The sequence below is a fragment of the Rhodococcus aetherivorans genome, from assembly GCF_011058165.1.
Taxonomy (GTDB): domain Bacteria; phylum Actinomycetota; class Actinomycetes; order Mycobacteriales; family Mycobacteriaceae; genus Rhodococcus; species Rhodococcus aetherivorans.
Genome location: NZ_JAALEG010000082.1, coordinates 16098 through 27859, shown reverse-complemented (window position 1 = coordinate 27859; position 11762 = coordinate 16098). Strand labels below are relative to the sequence as shown.

The window sequence follows — 11762 nt, the reverse complement described above, 5'->3', positions numbered from 1 at the left end:
ACCACAACCGGGCGGTGTGGACGATCATCGACAAGGGCGAGATCGGCCAGACCTATCTGATCGGCGCGGACGGCGAGACGAACAACCGCACCGTCGTCGAGACCATCCTCGAGCTGTGCGGTAAGGACCGGGGCGACTTCGACTTCGTCACCGACCGCCCCGGCCACGACCTGCGCTACGCCATCGACGCCACCCGCCTGCGCACCGAGCTCGGCTGGACCCCCCGCTACCGGGACTTCCGCGAGGGCCTGGCCGCGACCATCGACTGGTACCGCACCCACGAGCACTGGTGGCGACCGCAGAAGGACGCCACCGAGCAGGCCTACGCCCGTTCCGGGGAGCGGACACTCGGCCGAGCCGAATGACCCATCGTGCGCCGGGTCGCTTCCAGCGTGGCGGCGATGCCGGCCGGGAGGGGCCGATGGCTGCGGCGGTCCAGCTCGGTCCACACGAGCGACCGTAACCGCAGGTCCCGCCCTTGCACCGACGCGAGCGGTGAGGACGCGAGCACGACGTTGGGGCGGCGGCGGAAGACGGTCCGGCACGCGCCGAGGATCGCGCCGATCGTCACCGACCGGCCGGACGCGAAGATCTTGGTGCTCACCCCGCCCGATTCGGCTTCCGCCCGCGCCAGGGCGTCGGCAACCATCTCCGCCGCGTCGGAGATGTAGAGGTAGTCCCGCAGGGTGTCCATCGAGACGTAGATCGAGACCGGTGCCCCGGTGAGATAGCCGCGGCACAGGTGGGAGATGAGACCCTGCGGCTTGGCGAGATTCTGCCCCGGCCCGTAGAGGTTCGCGAAGCGGCCGATCACCGCGGTGGCGCCCGTCGCCCCGGCGAAGTCGGTGACGACGGCCTCGGCGGCCAGCTTGGCGTGTCCGTAGAGACCGAGCGGGGCCGTGGGGCTGTGCTCGGAGTGGGGTGCGCCCGGCGCGGCCGCGTACACACCGCCTGCCGACGAGGCGTGGAACACCGTCCCGTGCTCGGCGCTGCCGCCGGCTGCGTGCGCCAGTCCGTCGAGCACGTCGCGCAGAAGAGCGTTCTCGGCCGCGAATGCTTCCGCCGTCGTGCCGTTCACCCCGGCGCCGGCGCACCACGCGACCCGCCACGGCCCACCACCGGTGGCGCGGACGAACCGGTCCGCGTCGGCCAGCAGCACGTTGCGGGCCTGCTCCGGCTCCTCCCAGGGCACCACGCTCGTCGCCACCGGGACGTCGCGGCGGTGCAGCTCCCGGGTCACCCACGAGCCGAGCAGTCCGCCACTTCCGACGACCCACGTCGGCGCCGGCACGGCTACCCGCTCCGGAACGATTCGAGGTCGGGATACCGCTGTGTGCGGGCCAGCGGACCGGAGCCGGGATCGCTGACGATCAGGTACGGCGGTTTGCCCATCGCCGTCTTCACCGCCACCCCCACGTACTCGGCGATGACTCCGAGGGAGAACAGGACGGCGCCGAATCCCAGCAGCAGAATGACCGTCGTCGAGGCCCAGCCCTGCACCGGGAAACGGTTGCCGAGGAACAAGTAGGACACCAGCACCCACACCGCCCACAGGATCCCGCCCACGGCCAGGACCACGCCCAGCAGGCTCACCATCCGCAGGCCCTTGGTTCCGCTCGACAGCACCATCCGCCAGAAATGCGACAGCAGAGTGCGCAGCCGGTAGCCGGACGCACGTCCCTGCTCCTCCCGCAGGGCGACCGGGCTCGTGCTCACCTTGCCTGCGATCCACCCCAGCGCGACGTCGAGGTAGACCTCGGAACCCGCGTAGGCGGCGAGGGAACGTCCCACCTCGCCCAGCACCAGACGGAAACTCTGGTAATCGGGGCTGTCGGGCACGGACAGCACCCGGGCCAGGAACCACTTGGATCCCTTGGAGGCCACGTTGCGCAGCAGGCCGTGCGGTGCCGCGTTCGTCGGTTTGGCGTATACGACGGTCGCGCCCTCGTCGAGCGCGGTGTCGAGCAGCCCGCCGATGGCGGCGGGATCGTGCTGACCGTCCTCGTCGAGGGTGACGATCCACTCGCCGCCACTCGACGCCATGCCCGCGAGCGTCGCCGGATGCTGGCCGAAGTTCCGGCTGAGCCACACCCCGGCGACGAAGGGGTACTTCGCGGCCAGCTCCCGGATGACGCGGGCCGAGTCGTCGGGGCCGTTGTCGTGGACGAGCAGGACCTCCTCGACCACCATGGGACGGCCACCGGGGGTCAGTGTCACCTCGGTCCACGGAACGATCTGCTCGAGCAGGTCACCCAGGGTGTGTTCGCCCTGATAGACCGGCACGACGACCGACACGCGGTGCGGCGTGCCCACCCCCGGCCGGTCGTCGCTGCTCACAAGTCGGGAGTGTATACGCCGGGTGGGGCTGTTTTCGGGTGCGGGCCGTGCCGATGTACGGTGGCGCCGTCAGTCGGCCCGCCACGAGCGCCGGGCGTGCGTTCGAGGACGGGATGAGCAGCAGTGACGAGGCCGAAACTGTCCGTGGTGATTCCGGCCTACAACAATGCGCCGTTCATCGAGGCGACGGTCGAGTCCGTGCTCGGGCAGGACTTCGAGGATTTCGAACTGATCGTCGCCGACCACAGTTCGACCGACGGCACCGCCGACCTGCTCGGCAAGTACGCCCGCGACCGGCGCGTGACCCTGTTGTCGACTCCGACGGGCGGTGGTGCGCCCCGGAACTGGCAGCGCGTGACGGCCGAGGCCGCGGGCGAGTACGTCAAGCTGGTGTGCGGCGACGACCTGCTGTATCCGGGGGCCCTGTCGGCCCAGGTGGCGGCCCTGGACGCGCACCCGTCGGCGGTGGCGGTGGCGTCGCAGCGGGACATTCTCGACGCGCGAGGCGCGAAGATGATCGGCGGACGCGGTCTCCAGGGACTGTCGGGCCTGGTGCCGGGCGGGGAGGCGATCCGGCGCACCGTGCGGCTGGGCACGAACGTGTTCGGTGAGCCGATGTGCGTGATGATGCGCCGCGATGCCCTCGAGCGGGCCGGCGGATGGGACGGTCGTTTCCCCTACCTGATCGACATGGCCTCCTACACGAAGGTGCTGTTCCACGGCGACCTGTATGCCCTGCGGCAGGTCGTCGGCGGTTTCCGGGTCAGTGCCGGTCAGTGGAGCGTGGCCCTCGTCGCCGAGCAGGCCCGGCAGGCGAAGGCCTATCACCGGTGGGTGTCCGAACAACTGCCCGGCGGGCTCCGGGCGGCCGACGTGTGGCAGGGGAATCGCCGCGCCGAACTCGCCGCGCTTCAGCGGCGGGTGTTCTACACCGTGTTCCGGTCGCGTCTCAGCCCACGGTAGCCGCCGGTACGGGCGCCGCGGCCTCGTCCGGATTCTCCCGTCGCGCCTTCCGCCGGTCTCTGAGGTACAGCAGCTGCATCGCCGCGGCGCCCGCGATGCCGAGGCCCAGGCCGGCGAACCCGGCTCCCTGGCCCGGCGGTGTCCAGCGCACGACGAGCTCGCCGTCCTCGGTGCCGGCGGGGATGTCCACCGCGAGGAACATGCCGTCCACCGAGCGCGGTTCCAGGGGCCGGCCGTCCAGCGTGGCCGAGTAGCCGGGCCAGTTCAGGCGTCCGAAGACGACGCGTCCGCCGTCCACCGAGTTCACGCGGACCCGGCTCGTCGCGTAGTCCTCGGAGACCGGGGTGGCGGTGACCCCTTCCGTGAAGGAGATGCGTCCGTTCCGGCCGCTGATCGGTCCGGCGAGCCGTTCGAGGATCACCGCGTCCACGGCGTCCGCGGACCCGGGCGGCGACTGCACCCACCGCCAGCCGGGCGGCGCCGGCTCCGAGTCGGCGTCCGGGTACTGCCGGCGCTGCAGCACCACCCGATCCACGAGCATCAGGTCCACGTACGTCCGGTCGGTGCTCGATTCGGTGGCGAACGCGGCGCCGAACGCGTCGGCGCAGCTCGAGCCGTCGTGCCGCATGCACAGGTGGAAGGCGAACTCCTCGAAGCCGATGGGGGTGTAGGCGTTGACGTACGTCTCGTCGAGGGACTTGGCGAAATTGCCGAACACGAGGGAGCGGTAGACGCCCTGCGGATTCGCGGTCCACGGCAGCACCAGTTCGCGGTCGGCGAGCTGCAGCGTGGTGCCCGGCCGGTCCGGGAAGTTCTCCTTCGCGACCGACTGCCGAGCCGGCAGATCCCACGCGAGCGGGTGCGGTGTCGTCGACGCCACCTGGAAGTACACGACGGGCAGCGCCGAGAGCAGCAGGATCGCCGCCACCGCCCGCTCACCGGCGCGGAGCGCGACCCACAGGACGGCGGCCCCGACGAGGAGGACGGCGCCCGCCCACAGCAGGTGACGGTTCATGAACTCGGGGGACGAGGACCCGGAGCGCAGGGTCATCAGCAGCACGAGCGTGGCCGCCGCGCCCGCCCGCACCCGCATCCTGCGGAGCGTGCCGTGGCGGCTGATCAGCACGCACACCACCACGAGTGTCGCGAGAGCGAACATCGGCAGCAGCCGCGCCGGCCAGCGCAACGGCCCCATCACGCTGGGGCCGGCCGTCGCCATGAGCATGGCGACGAGGAAGATCAGCGCGCCGGCGAGGCTGCGCACGGACCGGTGCACGGTCTTCCAGTCCACGAAGGCGAGCGCCGGGACGGCGAACCAGGCGATGTAGGTGACGGGGAACGGCTGCACCTCCCCGAACCAGGCTTCGATGCCCGGCAGCGCGGAGGGGATGCCGGAGTTGAGGGTGTCCGACCAAGGTGCCGTGAGGAAGTTGTCGTTCTGGAAGCCCTGGTCGGAGCGCCAGGTGACGGAGCTGGACAGCGCCCCGGGCAGGTAGGTGATCAACCCGCCCGCGGCGGCGCAGCTCGCGACCACCGCCAGCCGCAGCGAGGGCCGCCACGAGTGCCGATGGATCCGTTCGCCGATCATGAGGCAGCCCGTGAGGATCCCGGCGACGAGCGCGGGAAAGACGTAGCCGACGCTGACGGCGAGGTACAGGAACACGAACGCCGGCAGGGGACCGGAGCGTCCGCGCAGGTAGCGGAGCGAACTGGCCCACGCCTGGGCCACCCACGCCGACCCGGTGAGGGCCGTGACCCAGGTCGCCTGGTCGAAGAAGAGCGCGAACCCGGTGAACGGGACGGCGGCGCCGGCCACCGCCGCCCACGTCGCGCGAGCGCCGTACTCCAGGCAGATCCGGTACACGCCCAGCGCTAGGACGACGGAGAACGCCCACTTCACGCCGGTCGAGAGCAGCACCATGTTGTCGACGGACGGCGCGATCAGGTTGACGAGCAGCTGCGGCGGATTCCAGAGGCCGCCCTGCCCCTCGACCGGGTAGTTCCCGGCCATCCACTGTTCCGGCACGAGGCTCGGAAGCTGTCCGGTCCGCAGGATCCGGCCGAGGAAGATCCAGTTCGGTACCGCACCCGATTCCGTGTCGTCGGTGTAGAACCATCGATCGTCGGCCGCCAGGATCACCAGGTAGGTGACCGTCACCATCGCTGCCACTGCGGCACCCCACGTCCGGCGCTGCCGCCGCGTCGTCACCGCGGGCACGACGGCGGAGGTCACATGTGCTCCAGAGGTCGGGGACGGGGCTGGCCGGAGGCCAGGGACGAGGCTGGCCAGAGGCCAAGGATAACGGGGGTGGGCCGGGCGACGACCGGCCGGGCGCGGGGGTGGATCCGCGGGGACGTCGGCCGGTCCCCGGTCCGTTGGTAGCCTGGGACGAGTTGTGTCCTGGGGGGCAGCAAGGTTCCGAAAGGTGTTTCGACGGATGGACAAGGCCGAATTCGCTGCGATCGAACCGACGGGAGGGGTCGGCACCGCAGCTGACGGTTCGTCCGTCACGGGGCGCCCCGCGACCCGTCCGACCGCTCAGCGTGCGCTGTTCGCGGGGCCGTCTCCGCTGGTCAGCGACGACATGTACGTCACCGTCAAGGGGACCGTCGACCGTGAGCGGACCAGGATGCGTCTCGGCCGCCGGAGCCGTGTCGAAACGGACACCTACTTCGGCAGATTCCCCGCCAGCTACTGGCAGCGCTGGACCGCCGTCACCGAGGTCGAGTTCGTCGCCGAGGTCGACGGGGACGGCCGCATCGAACTGGTCGCCACCGATGCCCGGGGCCGGCGACGGATCGTCGCCACGACCACCGTGTCGTCGAACGGCGCGCCCGCGACGGTGACGGTGTCCACCCCGATCGACCGGTTCGTCGACGGCGGTGCCCTGTTCGCACGGATCTCCACCGGCTCCGGCGAACTGGCCGTCGAGAACGCCCGGTGGACGGTGCCGGCACCGAAGTCCCTGCGGCCGGCCGCCGTCGTCATCTGCACCTTCAACCGCGCCGACGACTGCGCGGCGACGCTGGCCGCCATGGCGGACGACCCGATCGCGCTGGCCGACGTGCAGTCGGTGTACGTGATCGATCAGGGCACCGACCGGGTGGAGACCCGGCAGGAGTTCCAGCGCGTCGCCTCCGAACTCGGCGACAAGCTCGTCTACATCACGCAGCCCAACCTGGGCGGCGCCGGCGGATTCACCCGCGGCCTGTACGAGGTCGCCGGCTCCGCGCGGAACCCCGGAGCCAACATCGTGTTCATGGACGACGACGTCCTGTGCGAACCGGAGGCGGTGGTCCGGCTCAACATGTTCGCGAACTGCACCGTCGAGCCCGCGATCGTCGGCGCGCAGATGCTGTACCTGCTGCATCCCGACCGGGTCCACGTCGGGGCCGAGGTCGCAGACCTGCAGCGGCTCCAGGCCGGGCTGGAGGTGAAGAACGCGCTCGCGGACAAGAGCACGCTGAAGAAGCAGCAGGACATCCGGGTCGACGCCGGCTACAACGGGTGGTGGTCGTGCCTGATCCCGTCGGAGGTCGTGGAGAAGGTCGGTTATCCGCTGCCCCTGTTCTTCCAGTGGGACGACATCGAGTACGGCTACCGCTCGCGGGCGAACGGCGTCGCGACCGTCACGCTGCCCGGTGCCGCGGTGTGGCACGCGGATTTCGCGTGGAAGGACTGGGACGAGTGGCACCGCTACTTCAACCTCCGCAACGCCATGATCACCGCGGCCCTGCACACCGAACTCGACGGCAAGGCACTCGCCAAGCAGCTGCGGACCGACCTGTTCCGGTACCTCGTCTCGATGCAGTACGGGATGGCCTTCACCCTGATCAAGGCCGTCGAGGACTTCCTGCGGGGGCCCGAGTTCCTGCACGACGGCGGCATGGAGGCGGCGGCCGTCATCCGGCGCGAGCGCGCGGAATACGGTGAGACCATCCGCCACAACGCGAACAACGTGCCGGGCCTGCGTCCGGCCGACATGTTCATCACCCCGGCCGGCCCGTACCCGCGCAAGAGCCTCGAGTGGGCGGTACTGGCCAAGCGCACCCTCAACCAGTGGCGCGGTCGCCTCCCGGCGCATCCGGTCGCCATCCCGTCGTCGGATGCGCACTGGTGGCACGTGTCGCTGTTCTCGCACGCCGTGGTCACCGACGCGTCCCAGGAAGGGGTCCGCGTGCGCAAGCGGGACAAGGAGCGGGCCGTCGCGCTGCTCCGGCGCGGTGTGCGCGCGCTGCAGGCCTTGAAGAAGGAGACCCCCGCGGTGTCCTTGCGGTATCGCGAGGCCATGCCGCAGCTGACCAGCCGGGAGAACTGGGCCCGCCTGTACGGGAAGTAGCCGATGGGGAGTGACATCGTCCTGATGCCGGCCTCGGCTCGTCGATGGATGCGGTTTCGGACAAGCCCGTCGCGTCTGGCGTTCTACTGACGCAGTTCGACTGTCCAGGTGCCGTCGAAGATCGGCTGCCGGCACGTGGCCGCCCCGCTGTCTACGCATTCCTGCAGGACATTCAGATCGGGTCGGTATGGATACGGTTCCGGCACGAAGTCGTGAATCATGGCAGCGGCGCCGATCACTAGCCACAGTGATGCAGCGCCTGCGATCCACCGCGTCGGTGCCTGGCCGACGACCGCCACCAGGAGGACCACGACTATGGCCACGGGGATCACGATGTGGCGCTGGAAGTGGAATGACGATGCGATCATCGCGTCGCCGTAGGCGTGTACGGCGCTGCCCAGCAGGACTGCCAAAAGCGCCCAGAGGACAAGAGCCACTCGGGGCAATACTGCGACGCTCAACACCAGTGCACCAAGGCACCACCCCACGGTGGCGCCGATAACCCAGGCCGACCCGTTCGGAGCCACGATCTCGGCGTCGCCGAACAGCCAACTCCCGCCGACTCGCTCATACACGGTCTGCACGAGCAGAAACGCCGTCCCGCCGCCGGGAGTATCGCGATCCGATCGCAGATAGGTGAGACCCTGCACGCCCGCCGCTACAGCGGACACCATGGCGACAAGGGTCGAGTGCGGGGTCCGGCCCACCCGCCACCATCGCCATACGAACCATGGCAGGAAGATGACAATGAGCGGTCCGCTGAGCCCGAGAAGTGCGACGGCAACCAGCTCTGCGGTGCGTCCGGTGCGGGTTCTCGGATCGTTGGAGAGAACCAGTAACAGCATGCAGATGCCACCTACGAAGATGAGGTTGGCAACGTTCGCGAGAACCTCCCACAGCGGTGGCATCAGGCATAGGGAAGCGAATAACACCGCGCGCAGCAACCTGCCCGGCACAAGCCAGTCCAGCCGCGCCGACAATGCCGGAGTGAGCATCAAGAGGTGCACCAGCATGGCTGCCGCCGCGTACAGCGCGGGCGCACCCGTGACCGGGACGGGTGCGAGCAGCCATGCAAGAATCCTGGGGATGGAGTGTAGATATCCGGCATACGGTTCGACGAAAGCAGCCGAACCCAGGTTGTGTGCCTCGGCCAGAAAGATCTGACCGTCTTCGGCAAACAGGGACGCGTCCCGCAGTCGCGCCGTTCCGCGCAGTGCGAACGCGGCCCCTGCTGCGATCACTGTCAGCAGTGTCCAGTTCCGAATCCGTGCCCGCGGTGTTTTACGGACAGCCGACCGCGCCGACCCTACGTTCTCACAGTTCGTGACGCTCACATGTGAAACCTACCCACCCCTCAGCGACCGAGCAGGGCACCGTAGCGGTGCGGTACGACGAAGTTCTCACCGCAGTTGCACGACGACCTGCTCGTTGTCGGCTGTGTAGGCGAGGTACTCGAACGCCGTACCGGTGCGCGCGACGAACTCGGTCCACGCCCGGTACTCGTGCCGCTGCCAGCCGGGATAGTTGAAGAACTCGTCGAACACCAGCACGGTGCCTGGCACCAGGCGGTCCTCGAGCAGGTCGAGCACCGTCGTCGTGGACGAGTAGAGGTCGGCGTCGAGGTGGACGAACGCGACGTCGCCGGGATGTGCGGCGAGGAAGCGGGGAAGGGTGTCGGCGAACAGGCCGGGCACCAGCTCGGCGCCGGGCACGTCGGGCGGGTTGTCCTGCGCGAACTCCCCGGCGGGGAACCCGCTGCGCCATGCCTCCGGCAGTCCGGTGAAGACGTCGAACCCGAACACCGGGTGGTCCGCGCCCAACGCGTCGGCGACGATCCGCAACGTGGTGCCCGACGCGACCCCGAACTCGAGGGCCAGGCCGGGCCGGGACACCCGGTCGAGCGCGAACCGCAGGGTGTCGTGCGGGGTGTCGAGGACCGCGGCGGTGGGCATGTTCGCGACCGCGAACGCCGCGGCGGTGTCGGTCGCGGCGCGGTCCATCGCATAGCGCAGGTCGCGGCGCTGCCGGTGCTCGAGATCGGCGACGCGGTCCCGGAGCAGGCCCACCTCCGAACGGGTCTGTGCGAGCTCGGCCAGTACCTGCCGCAGCTCCGCGGTGGTCGCGGTCAGCTCGGCGAGAATCCGGTCGTGGTGGTTCTCCTGCAGCTCGCGGGTGCGTCGCGCCGAGAGGTCGACGACCTCGGCGACGGCACGCTGCAGCTTGCCCCGGGTCGTCGCCCGCCAACGCCCCAGCATTGCGCCCTCCCGTGCCCGTCGAGACCTAGCCCCGAACCTAGACAGTGGGCCGATAGGGCGCAATCGCGCCCTCCCACCCGGCCGAATGTCACATTGCGCCGGTTCCATCGACGCAATGTGACATTCGGCCCGATAGTCGGTCCCTCACACAGGCCGCTCGAACCGTTCCTGCCGGCCCAGCTTGCGCAGCCGCACCCATTCGCGGAGCGCGGCAGGGTCCCGGCGGCTGACGAGGAAGTACCAGCCGAACCGCACCCATTCCTGTGGCAGCAACCGGCGGAGACCGGGCTGTGAGAGCAGGTAGCCGCGGTTGCGGTAGGTGAAGAACCGCTTCGTGTCGTTGTCCGGGTACTGGGTGTGCATCCGGCCGCCGAGGATCGGCTTGAACTCGTCGGCGCCGTTGGGGTGCAGATAGGCGGTGCGCAGGCAGGTGCCGAACCGCAGACCCGAGCGGACCAGGCGACGGTGCACCTCCACCTCGTCGCCGCGCACGAACAGCCGCAGGTCCGGCACGCCCACCGCGTCGATCGCGGCGGCGGTGAACAGGGCACCGTTGAACAGCGACGCGATGCCCGGCAACAGATCGTCGCTCTCGACGTCGCCGAGTTCGCTGCGGTGACGACGCCACGCCACGCCCCGGCGCAACGGGAACGCGAGACGGTCGGGGTCGTCGATGTCGCACACCACCGGCGACACCTCCGCCAGGCCGTGCCGCTGCGCGCACTCGAGCAGTGTCGCGAGGACGTCGGGGCCCTCCGGGCGGCCGTCGTCGTCGGCGAGCCACACCCGGTCCGCACCGAGCGACAGCGCGTACAGCATGCCCAGGGCGAAGCCGCCGGCGCCGCCGAGGTTGTGCTTGGACCCGAGGTAGCTGGTGGGCAGGGGGCACGATTCGACGAGGTCGCGCACGGCCTCCTCGTCGGCGTTGTCGACGACCACCAGGTGGTCGAGCGGCCGGGTCTGGGCGCTCAGGACCTTCAGCGACTGTGCCAGCTGCTCGCGCCGCCGGTGGGTGACCACCACCCCGACGATGCGTTCGCTCACGCCGAGCGCTCCTGCGGCAGCCCCTGCTCGCGTTCCAGCTCGGCGATGACGTGATGCACATGGTCGGCCGCGTCGTCGCCCTCGTAGGCGCGCACGACCTCCTCGATGCCGCCCTCCATGCGGATCTGCCCGTGGTCGATCCACAGCGCGCGCTCGCACAGCTGCGCGAGGAACTCGTTGGAGTGGCTGGCGAAGACGAGGATGCCGGAGCGTTCCACGAGCTTCTGCAGGCGCACCCGCGCCTTCTTCATGAAGTCGGCGTCGACCGCGCCGATGCCCTCGTCGAGCAGCAGGATCTCGGGGTCGATGCTGGTGACCACGCCCATCGCGACGCGGACCCGCATGCCGGTCGAATACGTGCGCAGCGGCATGTTCAGGTACTCGCCGAGCTCGGTGAACTCGGCGATCTCGTCCATCTTCGCGAGCATCTGCTTGCGGGTCTGACCGAGGAACAGCCCGCGGATGATGATGTTCTCGTAGCCGGAGATCTCCGGGTCCATGCCCACGCCGAGGTCGAACACCGGCGCGACGCGGCCCCGGATCCGGGCGCTGCCGCGCGTGGGCTCGTAGATCCCCGCCAGCAGCCGCAGCAGTGTGGACTTGCCGGCGCCGTTGTGACCGACGAGGCCGATGCGGTCGCCTTCCTTCAGCGAAAGGGTGATGTCGCGCAGCGCCTCCACCACCACCACGTCGGAGTTGTTGCGGCCGATCGAACCGCCGGCCTTGCCGAGGAACGCCTTCTTCAGCGACCGGGTCTTCGCGTCGAAGATCGGGAAGTCGACGCACGCGCCGCGCGTCTCGATGCTCACATGTTCGGTCATGA

General features: G+C 69.8%; 10 protein-coding genes. 3 read left to right on the top strand and 7 right to left on the bottom strand.

The window, feature by feature from the left end; genetic code table 11:
* On the top strand, positions 1-365 hold a 365-nt coding region (locus G6039_RS24220; RefSeq protein ID WP_206531301.1), incomplete at its 5' end, for a GDP-mannose 4,6-dehydratase.
* On the opposite strand, the gene G6039_RS24215 is transcribed toward G6039_RS24220, so the two are convergent.
* Together G6039_RS24215 and G6039_RS24210 are read right to left on the bottom strand one after the other, a co-directional pair.
* On the bottom strand, positions 323-1291 hold the full coding sequence (locus G6039_RS24215) for an NAD-dependent epimerase/dehydratase family protein (protein WP_006932758.1): 969 nt from the start codon (positions 1289-1291) through the stop codon (positions 323-325). The genes G6039_RS24220 and G6039_RS24215 overlap by 43 nt on opposite strands.
* A 2-nt stretch (positions 1292-1293) precedes the next feature.
* Entirely contained in the window at positions 1294-2295 is a 1002-nt protein-coding gene (locus tag G6039_RS24210) for a glycosyltransferase family 2 protein (protein WP_029547039.1), read from the bottom strand.
* A 165-nt stretch (positions 2296-2460) separates the two neighbouring features.
* Between G6039_RS24210 and G6039_RS24205 the strand changes: the two genes are divergently transcribed.
* Positions 2461-3300, top strand: coding sequence for a glycosyltransferase family 2 protein (locus G6039_RS24205; protein WP_043796760.1), 840 nt, complete (start codon positions 2461-2463; stop codon positions 3298-3300).
* Here the strand turns inward: G6039_RS24205 and G6039_RS24200 are convergent.
* A complete protein-coding gene (locus G6039_RS24200) occupies positions 3287-5533 on the bottom strand; it encodes a hypothetical protein (protein ID WP_080688413.1) in 2247 nt (748 codons plus the stop codon). The genes G6039_RS24205 and G6039_RS24200 overlap by 14 nt on opposite strands.
* Before the next feature lie 205 nt (positions 5534-5738).
* Here G6039_RS24200 and G6039_RS24195 point away from each other — a divergent pair, with 205 nt between their 5' ends.
* Positions 5739-7640: a glycosyltransferase gene (locus tag G6039_RS24195; protein WP_043796758.1), complete on the top strand. Its 1902-nt coding sequence runs from the start codon at positions 5739-5741 to the stop codon at positions 7638-7640.
* A gap of 83 nt (positions 7641-7723) precedes the next feature.
* Here G6039_RS24195 and G6039_RS24190 read toward each other — a convergent pair whose 3' ends face one another.
* The 4 genes from G6039_RS24190 to wzt form a co-directional block, all read right to left on the bottom strand.
* A complete protein-coding gene (locus tag G6039_RS24190) occupies positions 7724-8881 on the bottom strand; it encodes a hypothetical protein (protein ID WP_043796756.1) in 1158 nt (385 codons plus the stop codon).
* Between the two features lie 159 nt (positions 8882-9040).
* Entirely contained in the window at positions 9041-9895 is an 855-nt protein-coding gene (locus G6039_RS24185; protein WP_043796754.1) for a class I SAM-dependent methyltransferase, read from the bottom strand.
* A 144-nt stretch (positions 9896-10039) separates the two neighbouring features.
* Positions 10040-10939, bottom strand: coding sequence for a galactofuranosyltransferase GlfT1 (gene glfT1 / locus G6039_RS24180; RefSeq protein ID WP_043796752.1), 900 nt, complete (start codon positions 10937-10939; stop codon positions 10040-10042).
* Entirely contained in the window at positions 10936-11760 is an 825-nt protein-coding gene (gene wzt / locus G6039_RS24175; protein WP_029547044.1) for a galactan export ABC transporter ATP-binding subunit Wzt/RfbE, read from the bottom strand. Before wzt ends, glfT1 begins: the two co-directional genes overlap by 4 nt.
* Positions 11761-11762: the final 2 nt, after the last annotated feature.

What these genes read in the sequence shown, in the direction of transcription:
- G6039_RS24195 (WP_043796758.1), top strand. Translation starts at nt 5,739, where the DNA reads ATGGACAAGGCCGAATTCGCTGCGATCGAACCGACGGGAGGGGTCGGC.
- G6039_RS24185 (WP_043796754.1), bottom strand. Translation starts at nt 9,895, where the DNA reads ATGCTGGGGCGTTGGCGGGCGACGACCCGGGGCAAGCTGCAGCGTGCC.
- wzt (WP_029547044.1), bottom strand. Translation starts at nt 11,760, where the DNA reads ATGACCGAACATGTGAGCATCGAGACGCGCGGCGCGTGCGTCGACTTC.